Here is a 23,211-nt window from a genome sequence, read left to right as displayed (position 1 = left end):
CCAAGGCAAGGCCATGAAGGAATACAATTTTTTGTTATCGGGCGAGTTGATGGAAGGCGGTCATCGGCTGGCTCAGCGCGTCTATTACGAAGACACGGATTTTTCCGGCCTCGTCTATCACGCCCGTTATCTGCACTTCCTGGAGCGCGGCCGCACCGACTATCTGCGCTGCCTCGGCTGCGAGCAGAGCGCGCTGCTTTCTGCCGACGAAGAAGGGTTGGTCTTCGTCGTCCACCGTATGGAGATCGACTTCAAGCAGCCGGCCCGCATGGACGATATCCTGGTCATCCAGACGGTGACGGAAAAGGCGGGCGGCGCCAAGATGGTGCTCAACCAGGAGATCCGCCGCGGCGAAACGCTGCTGATCGCCGCAAAGGTGGTGATCGCCGTCATCAACAGGCACGGGCGTCCGCGCCGGCTGCCGGAGAGCGTGGCGGAAAAGTTCCTAGGGCGCCCGGCCGGGCAGGTCAGTCCGGTTTAGACCGGACCTACGGGCCGCCGCAGGCATGCTGCGAATCGGCCATTGCCCAGCTCTGTCCGGTGCGTGCGTTGGTGACGAAATATTCCCGGCCCCGGTCGTCGCCTCCCGGGCAGCGTTTGGGAGTGGAAATCAGGCACATGGTCACCTTGTCGCCGGGCTTGGAGGCGATCAGCGCCTCCTCGCGGGCATAGGAAACCTGGTAGCCTTTGTTGGCATATTCGATGCCGGTTCCGGAGTTGTAATCCTCGTCCTTGACGGGATCCTGGCCGACCCTCGGATGGACGGCAGTCACGTTGGTGACAGCGCATTGGCCGATCTTCTGCGGCAGGGTCGGCGAGGGTTTGGCCCGCCCTGCCGCGATTATATTGGCGGTAACGTCCGCGGGAATGCTGTTGTCGCCGCCGAGTTTCCCAAGGATCGCTATATAGGTGCTGAGAACGCAGGATCGGTCGGAGCCGCAGGCTGAGCGGTCGCTGGTGAAGTCACGCAGCGTCTTGCGGGTCTCAGCCTTGTTGTCCTTTTCGGCCTTTTCCTGGACCCTGGGAAGCACTGTGTCCAATGCCGAAAGGAGCGGGTCGTTGCAGACTATCCGTTCATCGGGCGAGGGGACGCCCTTGCAATCGAACGAGCCGGCATGCGCCGACGTGGCGATCAACATCGTCAAGGCTATCGTCACCGCACGCCACATGGTCATTCCCCAAAAATCCGCTTCCACAGGTGTGCTACTCCCTGAATGAGAAAAAACTAAGTTGCAAGTCACCAACTTTCCTTGTTCCAACTTGAAGTGATCTGCGAACTGGCAATTGCAAGACCCCTCTAAACCATTCGTTAACGATAATGGTGTCTTACTGAGCATCGAGGAATTTGTGCAACGCACGCCTTCCTTTGACCAAAATTGAAAGCGAGAAGCCAAGCTTGGAGCTCAGGGTATCTTGGGGTTAGGGCTAAGCGCATCCAGCGATCAAAGACATACTCGCCTGAGCGCGCTTTTGAACCGCCCGGTCCCTAAAGCCGGGCGTTTGGATTCGGGGATAGTAGATGGAACACGTAGGTTTGGCGGCAGCGGCGAGCGAAGTGAGCCTCTGGTCGCTGTTCATGCAGGCCGGTCTGGTCGTCAAGATGGTGATGATCGGCCTTATCGGCGCATCGGTCTGGACCTGGGCGATCGTGATCGACAAATATATCAGCTTCGGTAAGGCCAAGCGCCAGTTCGACCAGTTCGAACAGGTTTTTTGGTCCGGCCAGTCGCTGGAAGAGCTTTACCGCACGCTGTCGGAGCGGACGAATACCGGTCTTGCGGCGATTTTCGTCGCCGCCATGCGCGAATGGAAGAAGAGCTTCGAGCGCGGTGCGCGGTCGCCGATCGGCCTGCAGATGCGTATCGACCGGGCGATGGACGTGACCATGTCGCGCGAGGCGGAAACCTATGAGGCGCGCCTCGGTTCGCTCGCGACGATCGGCTCGGCCGGCCCGTTCATCGGCCTCTTCGGCACGGTCATCGGCATCATGACGTCGTTCCAGGCGATCGCCGGTTCGAAGTCCACCAATCTCGCGGTCGTCGCGCCCGGTATCGCCGAAGCGCTGCTCGCCACCGCGATCGGCCTTGTCGCCGCTATCCCGGCGGTCATCGCCTACAACAAGTTCATCGCCGATGCCGGCAAGCTCTCGGGCCGCATGGAAGGTTTTGCGGACGAGTTCTCCGCCATCCTGTCGCGCCAGATCGACGAGAAGCTGCAGCCGCGCCAGGCGGCGCAGTAAAAGCCTTTCGGGCTCTCAAGGAGTAACGTCTCATGGGCATGTCGGCCGGAGGAGCAAGGGCATCAGGTGGCGGTCGTCGCAGGCGCGGCGGACGTCGCGGCGGTGCGATCAGCGAAATCAACGTGACGCCGCTCGTCGACGTCATGCTCGTTCTGCTCATCATCTTCATGGTGGCGGCACCGATGATGACCGTCGGCGTACCGATCGACCTGCCGGAAACGCAGGCGAAGGCGATGAATGCCGATACCCAGCCGATTACCGTCTCGGTCAATCCGAAAGGCGAAATCTTCCTCCAGGAAACTCCGATTGGCCTCGACGAGATCGTGCCGAAGCTGCAGGCGATCGCAACGACCGGCTATAACGAGCGCATTTACGTGCGCGGCGATACGACCGCGGCCTACGGCGTCGTCATGAAGGTCATGGCCCGCATCTCTTCTGCCGGGTACAAGAATATCGGCCTCGTGACCCTGCAGGAACAGGAGAAGTGATCGCGGCGCCATGAAGGTCAGTCTCGGCACATCGCTGGTCCTCCACTCGCTGGTCCTCGGCTTGGCGCTCGTTTCGCTGAGCGCGCCCGCGTCTTTCGACGTGGCCGACGTGGAAGCGCTTCCCGTCGACATCGTCCCGGTCGAATCGATCACCCAGACCCAGCAGGGTGACAAGAAGGCGCCCCCCAGCCAGAAGCCTTCGCCCAAGGAAACCAAAAACCAGAAGATTGTCGACAACGCCCAGAACGCCGGCGAGAACAATGTCGACCTGAAGACACCGCCGACGCCGACCACCAAGCCGCAGCCGACTGAAACGACGGCGGCTCCGAAGCCGGTGGAACGGCCGACGCCGACCCCGACGCCTGAACAGAACCAGGTCAAGGATATCGTCAAGGAAGAGACGGCGCCGAAGCCGACCGAGATGGCTGCCCTGCCGCAGCCCAAGCCGGAGATCATGCCGCCGAAGCCGGAACCTACCCCGCCGAAGCCTGAGCCGACGCCACCAAAGCCGGAGGCTGCCAAGCCGACGCCCGCGCCTTTGCAGAGCGAGAACACGTCCGAGACAGGCGAGTTGCCGCAATCGGTTCCGGCGCCGGCTTCGAGGCCGCAGCCGCCGAAGCCCGAACCGCCGAAGGAGCAGGCCAAGCCCGTCGAGAAGCCGGCTGAAAAGCCGGCCGAGACGAAGCCGGTTGCGGCTAAGGCAACTGAAACGGCGAAGACTGACAACAAGTCGACCGCATCCGTCAAACCTTCCGACAAGAAGGAAGGCAAGCAGCAGGAAACCGCCAAGTCGTCGTCTTCGATGGCGAGCGATTTCAACGCCGACCAGATCGCAGCCCTGCTCAACAAGCAGGAGGCATCCGGTGGCGGCGCCAAGCGTTCGAAGGAGGTCGCCAGCATCGGTGCTACGAAGACCATCGGCACCGCGTTGAGCTCCAGCGAGATCGACAACGTCAAGGGACAGATCCAGGGCAACTGGGCGCTGGTCGGCGGCCTGACCGGCGTCTCGGAAGTCCGTGTGAAGATTCGGGTGCAGCTCGATCAGTCCGGCAATATCGTCGGCGAGCCGGAAGTGACCGCCACCGGTGGTCCTGAGGGAACCCGGCGTGCGGTCGAGGGCAGCACGCGCCGCGCCCTGATGAAATCCGCTCCGCTCAAGAATTTGCCCGCCGCAAAGTATGAGGGCGAAAAAGGTTGGAATGTTTTGGTGCTGAACTTCGATCCGTCGGAGTTTGCATTGTGAGCCGGCAGGTATGGAACCGACAGAAGCAGATGAAACGGAACCTGCCCCGAAACTCTCGTATTAAGCTGAAAGGCTTGTTTCAATGATCAAGAGTTCTTTTTTCCGCGCCGTAATGGTGGCCGCGGGGATGTTGACGGCATTGATGGCCGCGACCCCGGCCAACGCTGTCGTCGAGATCAACATCAACAAGGGTAATATCCAGCCGCTGCCGATCGCGGTGACGGATTTCCTGTCGAACAACGAACTCGGCGCACAGATTTCCCAGGTGATCGCAGCGGACCTGCAGCGCTCCGGGCTTTTCGCGCCGATCAACAAAAGCGCCTTCATCGAAAAGATCGCCGATCCCAACAAGGCGCCGCGCTTCGAGGACTGGAAGGTCATCAATGCGCAGGCACTGGTGACGGGCCGTATCACCCGCGAAGGCGACGGCCGCCTGCGTGCCGAGTTCCGGCTCTGGGATACGTTTGCCGGCAGCCAGATGACCGGCCAGCAGTTCTTCACCCAGCCGGAGAACTGGCGCCGTGTCGCGCATATCATCGCCGATGCGATCTACAAGCAGATCACCGGTGAGAACGGCTATTTCGACACCCGCGTCGTGTTCGTCTCCGAAAGCGGGCCGAAGACCGCCCGCCAGCGTCAGCTGGCGATCATGGACCAGGACGGCTTCAACGTCCGCATGCTGACCAACACCAAGGATATCGTGCTGACGCCGCGCTTCTCGCCGAGCCGGCAGGAAGTCACCTACATGTCGTTCGAGGGCAACCAGCCGCGGGTCTATCTGCTGCAGCTGGAGACCGGGCAGCGCGAAGTGGTCGGCAATTTCCCGGGCATGACGTTCTCGCCGCGGTTCTCTCCGGACGGCCAGAAAGTGATCATGAGCCTTCAGCAGGAAGGAAATTCCAACATCTATACGATGGACCTGCGCTCGCGTACCACGACGCGGCTCACCTCCACGGCGGCGATCGACACCTCGCCCTCCTATGCACCGGATGGCGGCCGCATAGCCTTCGAAAGCGACCGCGGCGGACGTCCGCAGATCTACGTGATGAATGCCGATGGTTCCGGCCAGACCCGCATCTCCTTCGGCGACGGTTCCTATTCAACGCCGGTCTGGTCGCCGCGCGGCGATCTGATCGCCTTCACCAAGCAGTCGGGCGGCAAGTTCTCGATCGGTGTGATGAAGCCGGACGGATCCGGCGAGCGCATCCTGACGAGCGGCTTCCACAACGAAGGTCCGACCTGGGCGCCGAACGGCCGTGTGCTGATGTTCTTCCGCCAGAATGCCGGCGCCGGCGGCCCGCAGCTCTATTCCATCGACCTGACCGGCTATAACGAGCTGCAGGTCAAGACGCCTTCCTACGGTTCGGATCCGGCCTGGTCGCCGCTGCTCGAATAGGGCGCCTTGATGAAAGAGGCGGGATTCCGCCTCTTTCCCGCCCCAATCTGCTGAAAATGAACGAAAAGGGACACCGGGAATATTTTGTTAACCATAAGAATTTGAGCATGGTTAACCGAACCCGGTTAGAATCTGGAAACTCTGAAATACTGATCAAGGAGAGACCGGCCATGAGCCGCACCGATACTTCGGCGATGAGCCGCATGCAGATCCTCGCCCGCAATCCTGCCGTTATCGCCCTGACTGTGGCGCTTGCGCTTGCCGGCTGCGCCAACAAGAAGAACCTGCCGAACAATGCCGGTGAGCTCGGCCTCAACGGCGCCGGCGCTGCAACGCCCGGTTCGACCCAGGACTTCACCGTCAATGTCGGCGACCGCATCTTCTTCGACACGGATAGCACTTCGATCCGCGCCGACGCACAGCAGACGCTCGACCGTCAGGCCCAGTGGCTGGGCCGCTATCCGAAATACGCGATCACCGTCGAAGGCCATGCCGACGAACGCGGCACGCGCGAATACAACCTGGCGCTCGGCGCCCGCCGTGCTGCTGCCGCCAAGGAATATCTCGCATCGCGCGGTGTTCCGGCGAATCGCATGAAGACCATCTCCTACGGCAAGGAACGCCCGGTTGCCGTCTGCGACGACATCTCCTGCTGGTCGCAGAACCGTCGCGCCGTCACCGTTCTCGGCGGCGCCGGTATGTAATCCGAGCAACAGCTCGAAAATAAAAGGCGGTCTTCGGGCCGCCTTTTTGTTTTTTCCATAGTTTAGCCCTGTTTTCCGGGATTTTTGACCGGGCGCTCGGTTGCTTTTTGCCGGCAGTTGGAAAAAATCTCCTCTCGCGCCAATCCGGCGCAGACTAAAGAGCAGGACGGACAAAGATGAAGAAACTTGTCTTGGCAGCGATGCTGGGGCTGATGGCGACGAGCGCCCCGGCTGGGGCTTTCGCACTGCCGAAACTCTTCCAGGGCAGCAATCAGCCTGCCGCAGAGCAGCCGCGGGAAACCACTCCGCCCCCGGTCATTCTGGCGCAGAGCAATGATGCCGTCCGTATCCAGCAGCTCCAGGAAGAGGTCCGGCAGTTGAACGGCCGGATCGAGGAAATGAGTTTTCAGCTGCTGCAGATGCAGGAGCAATTGCGCAAGACGCAGGAAGACAACGAATTCCGCTTCCAGGACCTGGAAAAGAAGAAGCGCACTGAAGTGGACGACGCGGGCGGGAAACCGGCCGTGGCGTCCAACCGCGCTCCCGCCGCCCAGCCCCCGTTGCCGCAAGCGACTGCTCCCGCGCAGTCCTCCGACGATGTCGCACGGATCATCGAATCGCCGTCCGGTCAGGGCGTCGGCGGGGCAGCCGCGCCCGGCCGCGCACCGCCACCGACGACGCTCGGGTCGATGGATATCGACCAGAACGGCAATCCGCGCGGCGCCAGCCGTAACGACCGGGCCAACAATGCCGCCGGGCTTCCGGGCGTCGATACCGGCCCGCAGATTTCCGGCAAGACGCCGCCGGCATCGACGGGCAGACCCGATCCGCAGCAGACCGCCTCGCTTGGTAGCGAGAACGATGCCTATCAGACCGCCTATAATCATGTGCTTGCAGGCGACTATCCGCTCGCCGAGAAGGAGTTCAATGGCTACCTGACAGCCTTTCCGAAGGGCGCCAAGGTGGCGGATGCGAGCTTCTGGCTCGGCGAGTCGCAATATTCCCAAGGCAAGTACAACGACGCCGCCAAGACCTTCCTCAACGCGCATCAGACCTATAGCAAATCCGCCAAGGCGCCGGAAATGCTGTTGAAGCTCGGCATGTCGCTTGCCGCACTCGACAATACCGATACGGCCTGCGCAACCCTCAAGGAAGTCACCCGGCGTTATCCGAGCGCGCCCAAGGCCGTGCTCGCCAAGGTGGGCAGCGAACAGAAGCGCCTCGCCTGCTGATCCTCCCGTGACCGCGGGCCCGAAAATCCTGTCGCCCGAACAGGCGACCGCGCGGCTGATCGCCGATATCGCCAGACCCGCGCGCCTTCTCGTCGCCATTTCCGGCGGCAGCGATTCCAGCGGGCTGCTGGTTGCCCTCTCGAAGTCAAATTCTCCCGGCTCCGGCCTGTCGCTTTTCGCGGCGACGATCGATCATGCGCTGAGACCTGGCTCCGCAGACGAGGCGCGCACCGTCGCTGCCCTTTGCGGCCGGCTCGGCATTCCCCATTTCATCCGCCGCTGGGAGGGAGAAAAGCCTGTCACCGGCATTTCCGACGCGGCCCGTGAGGCTCGCTACCGGCTGCTGGTCGAGATTGCGGCCCAGATCGATGCAACCGCCATCCTCACCGGTCATACGCTCGACGATCAGGCGGAAACCATCGCGATGCGCGCCGCCCGCAATGGGGGCGAAGAAAATTCGGGCCTTGCGGGCATGGCGCAGGCCGTGCTGCTCGATCGCCGCCGCTGGCTGCTCCGGCCGTTCCTCAATAGCCGCCGAGCCGATATCCGCGACTTCCTGACCAGGGAAGGGCAGGGCTGGATCGACGATCCCAGCAATCTCGATCCGCACTACGAGCGGGTACGGGTCCGCGGGCGGCTGACGCAGGAAAGGCCGTTCGATGCTGCCGCCCAGGACGTGGCTGCGGTGCGGCGCACCGCGCTTTCCGACGAGGCGGCGCGGCTTGTCCGCGAGCACGTGACGATCCGCCAGGGTATTCTGGCGCATCTCGATACCGCAGGCCTTCAAGGCGAGCCGGCCGTGCGGCGTCATGCACTGTCATTGCTCGCCGCGGTGCTCGGGGGGAGGGCGCATGCACTCGGCAGCGACAGCATGGACCGGGTCATGGTCTTTCTCGACGGTGGCCAGCCTGGACGGATCACCGCCGGCCGGGTGATCTTCGACCGGCGCCGCGACGGGCTTTATATCGTCCGAGAAAACCGCGGCATACTGCCGCTGCACGTTGGCCCCGGCGATACGGCAATCTGGGACGGTCGCTACCGCATCACGAATGCCGGCCCGGACGAGATCGTCGTCGGCCCAACCGCGCCGGATCGCGACGAGGCATTGGCGCTGTTTCCCGGCGTGCCGCCCGCCATCGCCACGCGCGCCGTGGCGGCGATGCCTTTCATCGAAACAAATGCCCTTCTTTCGGCGGATGACCGGCAAAACAAAGAAGTGGCCGAACGAAGTATCGTCCAACCTCTGCTTGCGCCTTTCGACCGCTTTTTGCCGCAGTTCGAGCTTAATCTCGGTATCGAGTTCGCGGTTTTGCTCGGATGCGACGGTTTTCCCCGGCTGCCAGTTAAGGATTCCTCGCGGAAAAGGTAGACGGCGGCTCCTGTTCGCCTTGGCAAGGACTTGCCGCAACCCTATGTTATGCGGCAAGCAAGGCGGCCGCCTCAAGAAGCAGGCCGTCGCAGTCCGGGGAGTTCAATGAACCCAAACTTTCGTAATATCGCCCTCTGGGTCATCATAGCCCTCCTGCTGGTCGCATTGTTCAGCATGTTCCAGACGGCGCCGTCGCAGACCAGCTCGCGTGAGGTCCCGTATTCGCAGTTCCTGCGGGATGTGGATTCGGGGCGAGTGCGGGATGTCGTCGTCACGGGCAACCGGGTGCTCGGCACCTACACCGAGAACGGATCAGGATTTCAGACCTATTCGCCCGTCATCGACGATTCGCTGATGGATCGACTGCAGGCGAAAAACGTCACCATCGTCGCGCGCCCGGAAACGGACGGGTCCTCGGGTTTCCTCAGCTATCTCGGCACGTTGCTGCCGATGCTGCTCATCCTCGGCGTCTGGCTGTTCTTCATGCGGCAGATGCAGGGCGGTTCGCGCGGCGCGATGGGCTTCGGCAAATCCAAGGCCAAGCTCTTGACCGAGGCGCATGGTCGCGTGACTTTTGAGGACGTCGCCGGCGTCGACGAAGCCAAGCAGGACCTCGAAGAAATCGTCGAATTCCTCCGCGATCCACAGAAATTCCAGCGTCTCGGCGGTCGTATTCCGCGCGGCGTGCTGCTTGTCGGTCCTCCGGGCACCGGTAAGACGCTGCTCGCCCGTGCGATTGCCGGCGAAGCGAACGTTCCGTTCTTCACCATTTCCGGTTCCGACTTCGTCGAAATGTTCGTCGGCGTCGGCGCAAGCCGCGTGCGCGACATGTTCGAACAGGCGAAGAAGAATGCGCCCTGCATCATCTTCATCGACGAAATCGACGCTGTCGGCCGTCATCGTGGCGCCGGTCTTGGCGGCGGTAACGACGAACGCGAACAGACCCTAAACCAGCTCCTTGTCGAGATGGACGGGTTTGAGGCCAATGAAGGCATCATCCTGATCGCCGCGACCAACCGTCCGGACGTTCTCGACCCGGCGCTCCTGCGTCCCGGCCGGTTCGACCGCCAGGTCGTCGTGCCGAACCCGGATATCGTCGGCCGCGAGCGCATCCTCAAGGTTCACGCCCGCAACGTGCCGCTGGCACCGAATGTCGACCTCAAGGTTCTTGCCCGTGGAACGCCCGGCTTCTCCGGTGCGGACCTCATGAACCTCGTCAACGAAGCAGCCCTGATGGCCGCGCGCCGCAACAAGCGCATGGTCACCATGAGCGAGTTCGAAGACGCCAAGGACAAGATCATGATGGGCGCCGAGCGCCGCTCGTCGGCCATGACCGAGGCCGAAAAGAAGCTGACCGCCTATCACGAAGCCGGCCACGCCATCACTGCGCTGCATGTCGCCGTCGCCGATCCGCTGCACAAGGCAACGATCATTCCGCGCGGCCGTGCACTCGGCATGGTCATGCAGTTGCCGGAAGGCGACCGCTACTCCATGAGCTACAAGTGGATGGTGTCGCGCCTCTGCATCATGATGGGCGGCCGTATCGCGGAAGAACTCACCTTCGGCAAGGAGAACATCACCTCCGGTGCTTCCTCGGATATCGAGCAGGCCACCAAGCTTGCCCGCGCCATGGTCACCCAGTGGGGCTTCTCCGACGAACTCGGCCAGGTCGCCTATGGCGAGAACCAGCAGGAAGTCTTCCTCGGTCACTCGGTCTCGCAGTCGAAGAACGTTTCGGAAGCAACCGCCCAGAAGATCGACAACGAAGTGCGTCGTCTGATCGATGAGGCCTATACCCAGGCGCGTGAGATTCTCACGACCAAGCACGACGAGTTCGTGGCGATCGCCGAAGGGCTGCTCGAATACGAAACGCTGTCGGGCGAGGAGATCAAGGGGCTGATCAAGGGCAAGAAGCCGTCACGCGATCTTGGCGACGATGCTACTCCGACTCGTGGTTCGGCCGTGCCGAGCGCGGGCCCAAAGAAGGACGAGCCGAAGAGCGGCGAGCCGGAAAGCGGTCTGGAACCGCAGCCGCACTGACCCTTGCTATAAGCATCAAAAGCCGCCGTGGAGTGATCCACGGCGGCTTTTGCTTGGAAGGGTTTATTTATTAGTAACGGGATATAATCGATTTTGACGCTAATTTATGTGCTTGTGCCGTTAAACTATGGCATGAGCCAAGCTTCAGGCCGGTTTTGCCGTCTAACATATTGCAGGGTTCGATTCCCTGCTTAAGACCGCGACGCTCAGGCGCGATGACGAAGGAGCTTACATGACACGCCGCTATTTTGGCACCGATGGCATTCGCGGACAGTCCAATATCCACCCGATGACGCCGGATCTTGCGATGCGCGTCGGCATCGCCGTCGGTACGATCTTCCGCAACGGCAATCATCGCCACCGGGTGGTGATCGGCAAGGATACGCGTCTCTCGGGCTATATGCTGGAAAACGCCATGGTGGCGGGTTTTACCGCCGCCGGCCTCGACGTCTTCCTGCTCGGGCCGATCCCGACGCCGGCCGTCGCCATGCTCACCCGCTCGCTGCGCGCCGATGTCGGCGTGATGATCTCCGCCTCGCACAATCCTTATGAGGACAACGGCATCAAGCTGTTCGGTCCGGACGGCTACAAGCTCTCCGACGAGCTCGAAATGCGCATTGAGGACCTGCTCGACAGCGACCTGCATTCGCAGCTCGCCAAGTCCGGCGACATCGGCCGGGCAAAGCGCGTCGAGGGCGACATCTACCGCTATATCGAACATGTGAAGCGCACGCTGCCGCGCGACGTTACCCTGCATGGCTTGCGGGTCGCGATCGACTGCGCCAATGGCGCAGCCTACAAGGTTGCTCCGCTGGCGCTGTGGGAACTCGGCGCAGAGGTTGTCACCATCGGCAACGAGCCCAACGGCACGAATATCAATCTCGACTGCGGCTCGACCAGCCCGGAAGCGCTGCAGAAGAAGGTGCATGAAGTGCGCGCCGATATCGGCATCGCACTCGACGGCGACGCCGACCGCGTGATTATCGTCGACGAGCGCGGCGAGATCGTCGACGGCGACCAGTTGATGGCAGTTATCGCCGAGAGCTGGGCCGAGGACCAGAAGCTGAAAGGCGGCGGCATCGTCGCGACGGTGATGTCCAATCTCGGCCTGGAACGGTTTCTCAACGGCAAGGGCCTCGATCTGGCACGCACCAAGGTCGGCGACCGTTATGTCGTCGAGCATATGCGCACACATGATTTCAACGTCGGCGGCGAACAGTCCGGCCATATCGTGCTTTCCGATTTCGGCACGACCGGTGACGGCCTCGTCGCCGGCCTGCAGGTCCTGGCGCGGGCCAAGCGCCTTGGCCGGCCGGTCAGCGAGATCTGCCGCCGTTTCGAGCCCGTGCCGCAGCTTCTGAAGAATGTTCGTTTCCAGGGCGGCAAGCCGCTGGAGGACGTAATCGTGCGTCAGGCGATCGCCGATGCGGAAGCCGAACTCGCCGCCAAGGGCCGCCTGGTCATCCGCCCGTCCGGCACAGAGCCGCTGATCCGGGTGATGGCGGAAGGCGACGACCGGGGACAGATCGAGCGCATCGTCGATGGACTGGTCGGCGTCATCGCCAACGTCCGCAACGCGGCCTGACTGCGCAGCAATCCCAATGAAAAAGGCCACCCGCGGTTTTCGCGGGTGGCCTTTATTTTTGCGGCAAGTTCCGGATAGCCGGATCGCCGTTCTTGCTGTCTCAGAACTCTTCCCAGTCCTGCTTTGCGGCAGCGGCATTGCTCTGGAATGACTGCGCGACTTTGGCAACCATTTTGCGGGCCGGCGAGGTGGCCGGGCGGCTGCTGCCGGATGCGAGTGCGGGCGAGCCGCGATGCGAAGACGTTCCCGTTACGGCACCGCCGCCGATATGGAATTGCGACAGAAGCTGGAACAGGCCCTCCGCATCCCGGGCAAGACTGTGCGCCGCTGCGGTGGTTTCCTCGACCATGGCCGCGTTCTGCTGCGTTCCCTGATCCATTGTATTGACCGAGGTGTTGATTTCCTTGAGGCCGATCGACTGTTCCTTCGAGGCTTCGACAATAGCCTCGACATTGCCGTTGACCTGCTGGACCTGGATGACGATCTCCTGCAGGGCCTTGCCGGTTTCCCCGACCAGCGCCACGCCGCTCTTCACGTGGTCGTTGGAGGTGTGGATCAGTTCCTTGATCTCTTTTGCCGCCTTGGCGGAACGCTGGGCGAGTTCCCGCACTTCCTGCGCCACCACCGCGAAGCCCTTGCCGGCCTCGCCGGCACGGGCAGCCTCGACGCCGGCGTTGAGAGCGAGCAGATTGGTCTGGAACGCGATTTCGTCGATGACGCCGATGATGTTGCCGATCTCGACGGCAGACGAATCGATCTTGCCCATCGCGTCGACCGCATCACGGACGACCCGGCCGGAACGCTCGGCATTTTCCTTGGTCATGCGCACCAGGTTGCCAGCATCCTGAGCGCGGTGGCTGGAGTCGGAAACCGTCGTGGTGATCTCTTCCAGGGCCGCTGCGGTTTCTTCGACGGAGGCCGCCTGCTGTTCGGTGCGTTTGGCGAGGTCGTCGGAGGCCGAGCGGATTTCCTGGGCACCGGCGGCTATCGCACTCGCATTCGCGGCAACCTTCTGCATCGCTTCGCGAAGTTTCGCCACTGCGGCGTTGTAGTCGGCCCTCAACTGGTCGAGCGAGGGAGTGAAGGGTGTGTTGATCTCTCGGGTCAGGTCGCCGTTTGCCAGGGCCTGCAGAGCGTCGGCGAGCTGGCGGACCGCCTGGCTCGTCTGTTCTGCGAGCGCACTACGCTCGGTCGCGTCCTGTTCCAGCCTGTGGCGTTCTCCAACGGTCCGCTTAGCCTCGGCATCCGCCTCGCGCTCCGCCTTGATGGAGATGGCCTCCCGAAGGGCGGCCACGGCGCGGGCCAGCATGCCGATCTCGTCGCCGCGCGCCTCGATCGTCCGGTCGCCTTCGAGGTTGCCCGCAGCCATGGCTTTCAGCGATTGCTGCAGCTTGGAGAGCGGTCCAATGATCGAGCGGGCGGTGAAGAAGGCGACAATGATCGAAAGCAGCGCTGCTATGCCGAGGGCGGCCAGCGCAAGGTTTCTAAAGCCGCTCGCAGCGTTGCGGACATCGCCGCCGATCGATTTGTTGAGCGCCTCCTGATAGTCGATGAACTTGTTGATCGCTCCGAGCCAGGAGACGAAGAGGGGACGGGCCTGCTCCAGCAGGATCTTGCGCGCCGCCTCGCCATCACCTTTCTGCTGCAGCGAAATGATCTGGGCAACCAGCGGGTTGGTCTTCGACTGGATGTCGGCGATTTCAGCCAATATTGCCTTTTCCCGATCCGTTGCGCCGGAGGGCGCGCCGACCATATCCGCCATGCGTTTTTCGTTTTCCGCATAGGAGGCCGCGAGCTTGCCGATGAGCGCTTCCGCTTCCTTGCGCTCGGCATCGGACGTGACGAGCGTCACATCGCGTATCGCGATCGCGCGGTCGTGCACGCTGCCGCGATAGTTGATGGCAAAGCGCTGCTTGACGCTGTTGACGTCATTCACGGTTTCGAGGTTGTTGTCGATCGTCGCAACCTGGCTGGTGGAGTAGAAAGTCAGGCCGATCATCAGGAGAAGCAAAAAGCCGAACCCGACAGCCAGTCGGAATGCTATGCCGAATGTTTTGACATTGCTCATGGACAGTTCTTTCTTTTGCGGCGCCTCGCGTCGCAGCTATACGCGGTCGATCTTCTCCGGAAGAGCATCAGGATATTTCATGGCGGCAATTTCGATTGAAGTTGCTTGTTCGGTGAACAAGATGTCCCCGATTGAAACGCATCGGCAAACTCCCTCCACTCATTCGGCCCCTGCAGATCTCCCGGTATTTCCCAGCTCCGAATATGCTAAAAGTATGCATCTATGGTTTATAAAGAATTAATTGTTTATCTAAGCTTAAATTACCTTTTGCTAACGCCGCTTCTACTGAAGTAAATGAAGCCAATAGTTTGGCGGCTGGCGTGGATATGGCCTGCCTTGCTCGGTCAGCCTACAAAAGAGGGATCCGTTCGACGCGAACGCCTTGTCCAACTCTCTCAACATAAGTTTAATTGTAGAATTTCCGGCTGTTTTAGGAAAACGCGCGGTAAACAAGCATGGTTAAGCGAGACTTAACCTTTGTCGATCATCATCCACAGCGGATCAACCCGTTGGCTGCCCGCTTTGCATGCCATACGCGATACGAGCTTTGGAGATGAACCCATGAAAAAGTTGCTGGCCAGCGCTTTTGCGCTGACATTGACGGTGAGTGCCGCCAATTCCGCCGATCTTTACCAGCCGCAGCCGGAGCCTTATCAGGATGCGCCCGAAGTGACCGTTCAGGAGGCTACCGGCTGGTACCTTCGCGGCGACGTCGGCTATTCCTTCAAGAAGTCGCGCGGCACCGATTTCTACCAGGGTACCGGCGGACCCGGCGTGGCGCTTGCAGAATTCGGCCGCTCCGACCTGCGTGATGCCTTCACGCTCGGGGGCGGTGTCGGCTACCAGATCAACAGCTACCTGCGCACCGACGTCACCCTCGACTACATGTTCAACAGCAAGTTCCGCGGCTCCACGTCCGGCAGTTGCGGTGTCGCCGCCGCGTGTACCTCGACCGACCTGGCCTCGATGCACGCCTATTCGCTTATGGCCAACGCCTATGTCGATCTCGGCACCTATGGCTACTTCACACCTTATGTCGGTGGCGGTATCGGTGGCACCTATGTCAAGTGGTCGAACCTGCGCAACACGTCCTGCGCCGACAGCGGCGCCGGTTGCGACCCGGAAGTCACGCATGGCGGCGAAAAGAGCTGGCGCTTCACCTATGCGCTCATGGCCGGCGCATCGATCGACGTCACCTGCAACGTCAAGGCCGATGTCGGCTACCGCTTCCGCCATGTCACGGGCGGCGACATGTTCGGTTACTCAACGGGCGGCGGCCCGGGCAAGGACAAGGGCTTCTATTCGCATGAAGCCCGCGTCGGCGCCCGCTACATCTTCGGTGGCTGCGACACGCCGCCGGCTTACGAGCCCCCGCCGCAGCCGATCGTCTACAAGTAAGGTTTATCCATCTCCAAGCGAAAGCCGCCTTCGGGCGGCTTTTTGCGTTTGCGGCGGCAAAGCTGCGGCAGAAATTTGTCCGTGGGCGACATTACCCGCTTGACTGTGAAGGCGCTCAGGCATAACCACGGCGGCGGGACACCCTTCCCCAACGAAGGGCCATCTATCTGGAAGGATAGCCATATGGCAAACGCCGCAAAACCGGACCTGTGTCCGAACAATACCCATTTTTCTTCTGGCCCTTGCTCGAAGCGCCCCGGTTGGTCGCTCGAAGCGCTTTCCGACGCCCCTCTCGGTCGCTCGCACCGTGCCAAGGTCGGCAAGGCAAAGCTCAAGCAGGCCATCGACCTCACCCGTGAAATTTTGGGCGTGCCGGCGGATTACCGCATCGGCATCGTGCCGGCTTCCGATACCGGTGCCGTCGAAATGGCGCTCTGGTCGCTGCTCGGCGAGCGCGGCGTCGATATGCTGTCCTGGGAAAGCTTTGGCGCCGGCTGGGTCACCGACGTCGTCAAGCAGCTGAAGCTCAAGGACGCGCGCAAGATCGAAGCCGGCTACGGCCTGCTTCCGGACCTTTCCACGGTCGATTTCGACCGCGACGTGGTCTTCACCTGGAACGGCACCACCTCGGGCGTCCGCGTTCCGAACGCCGACTTCATTCCGGCAGACCGCAAGGGCCTGACCATCTGCGACGCCACCTCGGCGGCTTTCGCGCAGGACATGGACTTTGCCAAGCTCGACGTCGTCACCTTCTCCTGGCAGAAGGTTCTGGGCGGAGAGGGCGGTCATGGCATGCTGATCCTCAGCCCCCGCGCTGTCGAGCGCCTGCAGACCTACGTTCCGGCCTGGCCGCTGCCGAAGATCTTCCGCCTCACCTCGGGCGGCAAGCTGATCGAAGGCATCTTCGTCGGCGAGACGATCAACACGCCGTCAATGCTCTGCGTCGAGGACTATATCGACGCGCTCAACTGGGCAAAGTCGGTCGGCAGCCTTGAAGGCCTGATCGCCCGCGCCGACGCCAATGCCCAGGTCATCCATGACTTCGTGGCGGCCAATGCCTGGATCGACAACCTCGCCGTCGACCCGTCGACGCGCTCCAATACCTCGGTCTGCCTCAAGATCGCCGACGCCGATGTCGCCGCTCTCGATACCGACGCGCAGGAAGCCTTTGCCAAGGGCATGGTGTCCATCCTCGAAAAGGAAGGCGTCGCGCTCGACATCGGTGCCTATCGCGATGCGCCGTCCGGTCTTCGCATCTGGGCCGGCGCCACGATCGAAGAAGCCGACATGAAGGCTCTGATGCCTTGGCTCACCTACGCTTTCGAAACGCAGAAGGCTGCGCTTTCCAAGGCCGCCGCTTAAAGCAAGTCGCGTATCCGGCTCCGCTGATGAAGCGGAGCCCATTTCCTCATTCACGACAGAAACTTTTTCAGGAGGCCCACTGATGGCACCTCGCGTTCTCGTATCCGACGAACTGTCGGAAACCGCCGTCCAGATCTTTCGCGATCGCGGCGTCGAAGTCGATTTCCAGCCGAAGCTCGGCAAGGACAAGGAAAAGCTTGCCGAGATCATCGGCAACTATGACGGTCTTGCGATCCGGTCCGCCACCAAGGCGACCGAAAAGCTGATCGCGGCCGCGACCAATCTCAAGGTCATCGGCCGCGCCGGCATCGGCGTCGACAATGTCGATATCCCGGCCGCCTCGCGCCGCGGCATCATCGTCATGAACACGCCGTTCGGCAACTCGATCACCACGGCCGAGCACGCCATCGCCCTGATGTTCGCCGTCGCCCGCCAGCTTCCGGCAGCCGATGCCTCGACCCAGGCCGGCAAGTGGGAAAAGTCGCGCTTCATGGGCGTCGAGATCACCGGCAAGACGCTCGGCGTCATCGGCGCCGGCAATATCGGCGGCATTGTCTGCAAGAAGGCGATCGGCATCGGCATGCATGTTCTTGCCTATGATCCCTTCCTGTCGACCGAGCGCGCCGAGGAAATGGGCGTCACCAAGGTCGAACTCGACGAGCTCCTCGCCCACGCCGACTTCATCACCCTGCATGTGCCGATGACCGACAAGACCCGCGGCATTCTCGGCAAGGAAGCGCTCGCCAAGACCAAGCCCGGCGTTCGCATCATCAACTGCGCCCGCGGCGGCCTCGTCGATGAGGCAGCGCTTGCCGAAGCCATCAAATCCGGCCATGTCGCCGGTGCCGGTTTCGACGTGTTCGAAGTCGAGCCCGCTACCGAAAGCCCGCTGTTCGGCCTCGAAAACGTCGTCTGCACGCCGCATCTCGGCGCCTCGACCACCGAAGCGCAGGAAAACGTCGCTCTGCAGGTCGCCGAGCAGATGTCGGATTACCTGATCAAGGGCGCCGTTTCGAACGCCATCAACATGCCGTCGATCACGGCGGAAGAAGCGCCGCGGCTGAAGCCGTTCATCCGGCTTGCCGACGTGCTCGGCGCATTCGTCGGCCAGGTCACCGAGGATGCGATCAAGGAAATCGAGATCCTCTATGACGGCTCGACCGCCGGCATGAACACCAAGGCGCTGACCAGCGCGCTGCTCGCCGGTCTCATCCGTTCGCAGGTTTCCGACGTCAACATGGTTTCGGCGCCGATCATGATCAAGGAAAAGGGCATCATCCTTTCCGAAGCCAAGCGCGACAAGTCGGGCGTCTTCGACGGCTATATCAAGCTGACGGTGACCACCGACACGATGACCCGTTCGGTTGCCGGCACGGTCTTCTCCGACGGCAAGCCGCGCTTCATCCAGATCAAGGGCATCAACCTCGATGCGGATGTCGGCGCCAACATGGTCTACATCGCCAATACGGACGTTCCCGGCATGATCGGCTTCATCGGCACGACGCTCGGCAATGCCGGCGTCAACATCGCCAACTTCCATCTCGGCCGCGACAAGGAAGGCGGCGATGCGATCGCTCTCCTTTATGTCGATGGTCCGGTTCCGGCCGACGTACTGGCGAAACTGACCGCCAATCCGGCAGTCCGCCAGGCCAAGCCGCTGGCGTTCAACGTCGACTGAGGTCGCGAAAGCTGTCCACGACTGTCATGGTCGTGAGGGTTTTCCGAGCAACACGAAGGCCTCCGGCGAACACCGCCGGAGGCCTTCGTCGTTTATCCGTCCGGCATATCCTGCATGTCGGAGAGCTCGATGCCATGGGTGTCGAACCACCACTCTGGGCTCATGCCGGGATGCCTTTCCCGCAGGTGGAGATATCTGGCCCGAAGGCGGTCCTGGCGTTCGCCCTCCTCGATGAAGAAGGGATGGTCGAGCGTGCCGCCCATCCGATGCAGGCGTCGGAGCAGTTTGCGCAGGACGTAACCCTGCTCCTTGTTTCCCGGATGGTAGCCGCTTTCGATGACCTTCATGATTGCGCCACTCAGCGTTTCGAGTACATCCTGCGGCGGCGTGCCGTTGATGAGCATGTCGAGACGATCGGCGCCGAAGCCGACATCGATGCAGGTTCCGAGCGGATTGACGATGTTGCCGATCTCCACCCCGTCCTTGTAGAACTCGGTGCTGTATCCCGTAATGCTGCCATCGCTCCAGGTACATTCCGGATCTGGGACGATCGGAAGGCGTCCGCGGTAATGCGGCGTCCAGTCGGCGAGGCGGTCCGGATGAATGGTGACATGATCCGGCACAAGACCGAGCGTTCGCAGGAACTCAAGCCAGAAATCGATGGCATCGCCAACGCTCATCTCCCGGAAGGAGAAGAGGCCGAGCATGGTGAAGTGAAGGAAGTGGGTTCCGTCTCCGATTTCATCCAGATCGCCGAGACGCAGGCATGCCTGGCTGTTTGCGACGGTTCCCTCATGGGAAGGATCGGAGAAGAGGGGTTTGTACTGCTGCATGCCAGCGCTGCAGAAGAGCGTGGTGGCGTCATGCGGCCTTACGGATTCAAAGGTTTCGAAATCGATTCCCTTTGAACGGCAGAAGTCTTGATAGTGCCGGATCAGGCGTCCCGCGGTGTCATAGGCAACCTCCTTTACGTTTGTGTGCCTGGCCAAAAGGTAATGCCATTCCGCATGCCGTGCAATGCGGGATGCAAGGACAATCTCTCGGGGTAAGACGGCCCGCGCCGGGATGTCGCAGGCCAATACCGCGATTTTCTCCTTTTGGTTGTATTTTTGGAGCTTGGCTCCCGTTTCAAACTTGGTTATCTACTTCAACGGGAAAAATGGACGGCGGATCTAAAATTCGAAACCGTCCATCGCTATATAGACCGGGAACACCGCGATAGAGCGGTTTATGAGGAGAAAACGATGTTATCGAAGCTTCGGCGTTTCAAGAACCTGTTCGCGATCCTGGCGATCGGGATGGCGGTTTCCTTGACCGCCGTGGATTTGGCTGAGGCGCGCCGCGCCAGCGGCGGCGGTTTTGGCAGCCGCGGCACGCGCACATTCTCGGCTCCGGCGACCACCAATACCGCGCCCACGGCGCCGACCGGCATCAACCGGTCGATGACGCCCAACACGCAGCAGAACGCCACGACGCCGCAGAACGGCTTTGGCCAGCAGGCAGCGCAGCAGCCTCGTCGCGGCCTCTTCGGTGGCATGTTCGGCGGCCTGCTCGGCGGTCTCGCCCTTGGCGGCCTGATCGGCATGTTCATGGGTACCGGTTTCGGCGGCATGGCCGGCATGCTTGGCATGTTGCTGCAGATCGCGCTGATCGGCGGTCTCGCCATGCTGGCTTTCCGTTGGTTCGCCCGCCGTCAGCAGACGGCCGGCGGCCCGGCAGGGGGCATGAACACCGGGTTTGGCCAGCCGCGCAACGCCTATGATGCGCCGAGCCAGAACACCTCGTCCTTCCAGATCCCGAAGATCGGGTCGCTGGGTGGCAGCGGACAGGGCGGTTTCGGCGGCGGCCAAAATGCCGCTCCGCGTCAGGCCGGGCCTGAAACCGACGAGGTCGGCATCACCAACCGCGACCTCGACCAGTTCGAGAAGCTGTTGACCAATGTCCAGTCTGCCTATGGCGAAGAGGACTATGCGAAGCTGCGCAGCCTCACCACGCCGGAGGCGATGTCCTATCTGGCGGAAGAACTCGGCGAGAACGCTACCAAAGGCGTCAAGAACGAGGTGAAGGACGTGAAGCTGCTGCAGGGCGACCTCGCCGAAGCCTGGCGCGAAAACGGCCAGGACTATGCGACCGTCGCGATGCGCTATTCGAGCGTCGACTACATGAAGGATCGCAAGACCGGCGCAGTCGCCGAAGGCGATCCGAACGCGGTGACCGAAACCGTCGAAGTCTGGACCTTCGTGCGCAAGCCCGCCAACGACTGGCAGCTTTCGGCGATCCAGGCAGCCGCTTAACTTCGAAGCCGCGCGACGGTCTTTTCGTCGCGCTCGCCATCAAAGAATTGCTCAAGGGCTCGCTCGAAAGGCGAGCCCTTTTTGCCGACCGCCTCGAACAGCGTCATCGAGCTCTTGAATTTCATGTCGTCGGGCGAGCCGAGGATCGCGTGCGCTGAAAGATCCGGATGGGAGAGCATCGCGTCGGTGCATTCGATGAGCCGGGGCCCAAGCAGGGGATGTTCCAGATAGGCTGTTGCCTCCGCCCTCGAGCCGATTGCGAAGCGCTGGGACATGATCGAGAAGCCAAGCCCCTCCACCTGCGGGAAGATGTACCACATCCAGTGGGAGCGCTTTTTGCCATCGCGCAGCTCGCCGATGACGCGCTCATAGACCGGCGCTTGCGCGTCGACAAAGCGCATAAGGTCGAATTGCATTGTCTCTCCGTCCTGATCGCCCTGTTGCCACAAATCACCCCAGGCCAAGAAGACTCTCAAATCATGAAATTTTTGCGGCCGCTCTTTCCGATGCTGCATCGCACCCTAGCTGAGGAGGTATGGAACGCTTCATTCAGGAATTCCGGAATGATACGGCCTGGTTGCCGGACTGGCTTGTCAGCTGCGGTGTCATGGCCGTAGCATTTCTGATCGGGCTTGCGATCCAGCGGTTCGGATTTCGCTTTCTGACGCGGCTGGTCGAGAACAAGGACCTGTTCTGGCGGTCGCTGGTGTCGCGCACGCGGCGGCCGATGCGGCTGGCGATCCTCACCTGGACGCTGTCGCTCGGCGCGACCATTGCCCCGCTGAGTGCCGGGCAGGCGGAGGTGATACGTCACCTGCTGCTGCTCGGCTTCATCATCGTCGTCGGCTGGATGGTGAAGATCGCCCTGCATGTATGGATGATCGTCTATCTGCGCCGCTTCAAGCTCGATGCGGAAGACAATCTGCTCGCCCGCACCCATGTCACCCAGTCGCGGATCGCCGAGCGGATTGCGAGCTTCATGATCGTGGCGATCACCATCGCCGCGATGCTGATGACCTTCCCGGCCGTGCAGCAATACGGCGTCAGCCTGCTCGCCTCCGCCGGCGTGGCGGGCGTCGTGCTGGGCCTTGCGCTCCAACCGGTGCTGAAGAACATCTTTGCCGGCATCCAGCTCGCCATCACCCAGCCGATCCGCATCGACGACGCACTGATCGTCGAGGGCGAATGGGGCAATGTCGAGGAGATCACCTCCACCTATGTCGTGGTGAAACTGTGGGACTGGCGGCGGATGATCCTGCCGCTCAGCTATTTCATGGAAAAGCCGTTCCAGAACTGGACGCGCGACAGTACGGCGCTGATCGGCACGGTGATGATCTATCTCGACTATTCGGTTCCGGTAAATGCGGTGCGCCGCAAGGTCGAGGAAATTGCCGCGGCATCAAAACTCTGGGACAAGCGGGTTGTTGCCGCGCAGGTGACGGATTTCCGGGAAAATGTCATGGAGATCCGCATTCTCGTCTCGGCCTCCAATGCGCCGAGAACCTTCGATCTCAGATGCGAGGTCCGCGAGAAGATTATCGACTTCATCCAGCGCGAATATCCGGCTAGCCTGCCGCGGGTGCGGGCGGAAGGTGCCGCCAGCAGCGTCAGGGCGGCTGCCGGCAAGACGGTACGGCATGGCGTGCTGCAGCCGTGATTGCGGCCTTGACCGTTTGTTCATGCCGGCGGCCTAGAATAGCCGATCTCGGCGCGGAGATGGGGCGATGGTACTGAACTGGGCGATCTTCCTTGGCGGCATCGGATACCTGACCTATGCGGTTGCCTCGGCAATGGCCGGGCAGGAAATTTTCCTGTTCGGCGACGGCGGCCTGTTCCTGCGCTATGCGGAGCACGGCACCCTTGTCAGGCTCTATTTCGGTCTTATCGCCCTCTGCACGCTGTTTGCCGGCATCTTCGTCGTCGGCAGCCTTGTGCCCGAGACGGAGTTCGGGCGGATGACCAGGAGCCTGTGGGCCTGGCTTGAAAAACTGCCCGGCCGATGAGCCGATTCGCGCACCTCCTTGCGCAGGCCACAAATCCTTTCTATATCCGGCAACAATTGCCTTCGACGGCCGATCCCGCCGCAGGTCTTCAACACGCCGCTTCTATCATCTG

General features: G+C 61.8%; 20 protein-coding genes. 16 read left to right on the top strand and 4 right to left on the bottom strand.

The features are described from left to right. The first annotated feature begins 13 nt into the window (after window positions 1-13). Complete coding sequence (ybgC, locus tag RG540_RS14760) at window positions 14-481, top strand: tol-pal system-associated acyl-CoA thioesterase (RefSeq protein WP_038589299.1); 468 nt, start codon at window positions 14-16, stop codon at window positions 479-481. 7 nt (window positions 482-488) lie between these two features. Here the strand turns inward: ybgC and RG540_RS14755 are convergent, their stop codons facing one another. Continuing rightward, on the bottom strand, window positions 489-1,175 hold the full coding sequence (locus tag RG540_RS14755) for a lysozyme inhibitor LprI family protein (protein WP_051909433.1): 687 nt from the start codon (window positions 1,173-1,175) through the stop codon (window positions 489-491). Window positions 1,176-1,519: 344 nt separating this feature from the next. Between RG540_RS14755 and tolQ the strand changes: the two genes are divergently transcribed. From tolQ to glmM, 9 genes are all read left to right on the top strand, one after another. Further along, window positions 1,520-2,239 carry a protein TolQ gene (gene tolQ / locus RG540_RS14750; protein ID WP_038589297.1) on the top strand — a complete coding sequence of 240 codons (720 nt, stop codon included), beginning with the start codon at window positions 1,520-1,522 and terminating at the stop codon, window positions 2,237-2,239. Window positions 2,240-2,271: 32 nt separating this feature from the next. Beyond that, the gene (gene tolR / locus RG540_RS14745; protein WP_038544868.1) at window positions 2,272-2,727 is read left to right on the top strand and encodes a protein TolR; all 456 of its coding nucleotides are present in this window, start codon (window positions 2,272-2,274) and stop codon (window positions 2,725-2,727) included. Window positions 2,728-2,737: 10 nt separating this feature from the next. After that, window positions 2,738-3,970, top strand: a complete 1,233-nt coding sequence (locus RG540_RS14740; RefSeq protein WP_038589294.1) for a hypothetical protein — start codon at window positions 2,738-2,740, stop codon at window positions 3,968-3,970. Between the two features lie 82 nt (window positions 3,971-4,052). Then, complete coding sequence (tolB, locus tag RG540_RS14735) at window positions 4,053-5,366, top strand: Tol-Pal system beta propeller repeat protein TolB (RefSeq protein WP_038589291.1); 1,314 nt, start codon at window positions 4,053-4,055, stop codon at window positions 5,364-5,366. 170 nt (window positions 5,367-5,536) lie between these two features. Further along, window positions 5,537-6,070 carry a peptidoglycan-associated lipoprotein Pal gene (gene pal / locus RG540_RS14730; protein ID WP_038589288.1) on the top strand — a complete coding sequence of 178 codons (534 nt, stop codon included), beginning with the start codon at window positions 5,537-5,539 and terminating at the stop codon, window positions 6,068-6,070. A 176-nt stretch (window positions 6,071-6,246) separates the two neighbouring features. Beyond that, on the top strand, window positions 6,247-7,302 hold the full coding sequence (gene ybgF / locus RG540_RS14725; RefSeq protein ID WP_038589285.1) for a tol-pal system protein YbgF: 1,056 nt from the start codon (window positions 6,247-6,249) through the stop codon (window positions 7,300-7,302). Between the two features lie 7 nt (window positions 7,303-7,309). Continuing rightward, a complete protein-coding gene (tilS, locus tag RG540_RS14720) occupies window positions 7,310-8,671 on the top strand; it encodes a tRNA lysidine(34) synthetase TilS (RefSeq protein ID WP_038589282.1) in 1,362 nt (453 codons plus the stop codon). 105 nt (window positions 8,672-8,776) lie between these two features. Continuing rightward, on the top strand, window positions 8,777-10,711 hold the full coding sequence (ftsH, locus tag RG540_RS14715; RefSeq protein ID WP_038589279.1) for an ATP-dependent zinc metalloprotease FtsH: 1,935 nt from the start codon (window positions 8,777-8,779) through the stop codon (window positions 10,709-10,711). Window positions 10,712-10,943: 232 nt separating this feature from the next. Next, the gene (gene glmM, locus RG540_RS14710; RefSeq protein ID WP_038589277.1) at window positions 10,944-12,296 is read left to right on the top strand and encodes a phosphoglucosamine mutase; all 1,353 of its coding nucleotides are present in this window, start codon (window positions 10,944-10,946) and stop codon (window positions 12,294-12,296) included. Between the two features lie 100 nt (window positions 12,297-12,396). On the opposite strand, the gene RG540_RS14705 is transcribed toward glmM, so the two are convergent. Beyond that, complete coding sequence (locus RG540_RS14705; RefSeq protein WP_038589274.1) at window positions 12,397-14,364, bottom strand: HAMP domain-containing methyl-accepting chemotaxis protein; 1,968 nt, start codon at window positions 14,362-14,364, stop codon at window positions 12,397-12,399. Window positions 14,365-14,925: 561 nt separating this feature from the next. Between RG540_RS14705 and RG540_RS14700 the strand changes: the two genes are divergently transcribed. The 3 genes from RG540_RS14700 (at window position 14,926) to serA (ending at window position 18,802) form a co-directional block, all read left to right on the top strand. After that, complete coding sequence (locus tag RG540_RS14700) at window positions 14,926-15,762, top strand: outer membrane protein (RefSeq protein ID WP_038589271.1); 837 nt, start codon at window positions 14,926-14,928, stop codon at window positions 15,760-15,762. A 183-nt stretch (window positions 15,763-15,945) separates the two neighbouring features. Continuing rightward, window positions 15,946-17,124, top strand: coding sequence for a phosphoserine transaminase (locus RG540_RS14695; protein WP_038589268.1), 1,179 nt, complete (start codon window positions 15,946-15,948; stop codon window positions 17,122-17,124). A gap of 82 nt (window positions 17,125-17,206) precedes the next feature. Beyond that, complete coding sequence (serA, locus tag RG540_RS14690; RefSeq protein ID WP_038589265.1) at window positions 17,207-18,802, top strand: phosphoglycerate dehydrogenase; 1,596 nt, start codon at window positions 17,207-17,209, stop codon at window positions 18,800-18,802. Between the two features lie 92 nt (window positions 18,803-18,894). Here serA and RG540_RS14685 read toward each other — a convergent pair whose 3' ends face one another. Further along, window positions 18,895-19,791, bottom strand: coding sequence for an alanine--tRNA ligase-related protein (locus tag RG540_RS14685; protein ID WP_038593882.1), 897 nt, complete (start codon window positions 19,789-19,791; stop codon window positions 18,895-18,897). A 255-nt stretch (window positions 19,792-20,046) separates the two neighbouring features. Between RG540_RS14685 and RG540_RS14680 the strand changes: the two genes are divergently transcribed. After that, the gene (locus RG540_RS14680) at window positions 20,047-21,096 is read left to right on the top strand and encodes a Tim44 domain-containing protein (protein WP_038589262.1); all 1,050 of its coding nucleotides are present in this window, start codon (window positions 20,047-20,049) and stop codon (window positions 21,094-21,096) included. Here the strand turns inward: RG540_RS14680 and RG540_RS14675 are convergent. Continuing rightward, entirely contained in the window at window positions 21,093-21,512 is a 420-nt protein-coding gene (locus tag RG540_RS14675; RefSeq protein WP_038589259.1) for a DUF1810 domain-containing protein, read from the bottom strand. The genes RG540_RS14680 and RG540_RS14675 overlap by 4 nt on opposite strands. A 191-nt stretch (window positions 21,513-21,703) precedes the next feature. Between RG540_RS14675 and RG540_RS14670 the strand changes: the two genes are divergently transcribed. Next, window positions 21,704-22,753 carry a mechanosensitive ion channel family protein gene (locus RG540_RS14670; protein ID WP_244446568.1) on the top strand — a complete coding sequence of 350 codons (1,050 nt, stop codon included), beginning with the start codon at window positions 21,704-21,706 and terminating at the stop codon, window positions 22,751-22,753. 67 nt (window positions 22,754-22,820) lie between these two features. Continuing rightward, window positions 22,821-23,099: a hypothetical protein gene (locus tag RG540_RS14665; protein WP_038589256.1), complete on the top strand. Its 279-nt coding sequence runs from the start codon at window positions 22,821-22,823 to the stop codon at window positions 23,097-23,099. Window positions 23,100-23,211: the final 112 nt, after the last annotated feature.

Source organism: Neorhizobium galegae bv. orientalis str. HAMBI 540 (assembly GCF_000731315.1).
Taxonomy (GTDB): domain Bacteria; phylum Pseudomonadota; class Alphaproteobacteria; order Rhizobiales; family Rhizobiaceae; genus Neorhizobium; species Neorhizobium galegae.
Note: the sequence above shows the minus strand (reverse complement) of the source record. Positions and strands in the feature narration are given on the sequence as shown.

Bases quoted from the DNA above. Each gene is read 5' to 3' on its own strand.
- ybgC (WP_038589299.1), top strand. From the start codon at position 14: ATGAAGGAATACAATTTTTTGTTATCGGGCGAGTTGATGGAAGGCGGT.
- RG540_RS14755 (WP_051909433.1), bottom strand. From the start codon at position 1,175: ATGACCATGTGGCGTGCGGTGACGATAGCCTTGACGATGTTGATCGCC.
- tolQ (WP_038589297.1), top strand. From the start codon at position 1,520: ATGGAACACGTAGGTTTGGCGGCAGCGGCGAGCGAAGTGAGCCTCTGG.
- tolR (WP_038544868.1), top strand. From the start codon at position 2,272: ATGGGCATGTCGGCCGGAGGAGCAAGGGCATCAGGTGGCGGTCGTCGC.
- RG540_RS14740 (WP_038589294.1), top strand. From the start codon at position 2,738: ATGAAGGTCAGTCTCGGCACATCGCTGGTCCTCCACTCGCTGGTCCTC.
- tolB (WP_038589291.1), top strand. From the start codon at position 4,053: ATGATCAAGAGTTCTTTTTTCCGCGCCGTAATGGTGGCCGCGGGGATG.
- pal (WP_038589288.1), top strand. From the start codon at position 5,537: ATGAGCCGCACCGATACTTCGGCGATGAGCCGCATGCAGATCCTCGCC.
- ybgF (WP_038589285.1), top strand. From the start codon at position 6,247: ATGAAGAAACTTGTCTTGGCAGCGATGCTGGGGCTGATGGCGACGAGC.
- ftsH (WP_038589279.1), top strand. From the start codon at position 8,777: ATGAACCCAAACTTTCGTAATATCGCCCTCTGGGTCATCATAGCCCTC.
- glmM (WP_038589277.1), top strand. From the start codon at position 10,944: ATGACACGCCGCTATTTTGGCACCGATGGCATTCGCGGACAGTCCAAT.
- RG540_RS14705 (WP_038589274.1), bottom strand. From the start codon at position 14,364: ATGAGCAATGTCAAAACATTCGGCATAGCATTCCGACTGGCTGTCGGG.
- RG540_RS14700 (WP_038589271.1), top strand. From the start codon at position 14,926: ATGAAAAAGTTGCTGGCCAGCGCTTTTGCGCTGACATTGACGGTGAGT.
- RG540_RS14695 (WP_038589268.1), top strand. From the start codon at position 15,946: ATGGCAAACGCCGCAAAACCGGACCTGTGTCCGAACAATACCCATTTT.
- serA (WP_038589265.1), top strand. From the start codon at position 17,207: ATGGCACCTCGCGTTCTCGTATCCGACGAACTGTCGGAAACCGCCGTC.
- RG540_RS14680 (WP_038589262.1), top strand. From the start codon at position 20,047: ATGTTATCGAAGCTTCGGCGTTTCAAGAACCTGTTCGCGATCCTGGCG.
- RG540_RS14675 (WP_038589259.1), bottom strand. From the start codon at position 21,512: ATGCAATTCGACCTTATGCGCTTTGTCGACGCGCAAGCGCCGGTCTAT.
- RG540_RS14670 (WP_244446568.1), top strand. From the start codon at position 21,704: ATGGCCGTAGCATTTCTGATCGGGCTTGCGATCCAGCGGTTCGGATTT.
- RG540_RS14665 (WP_038589256.1), top strand. From the start codon at position 22,821: ATGGTACTGAACTGGGCGATCTTCCTTGGCGGCATCGGATACCTGACC.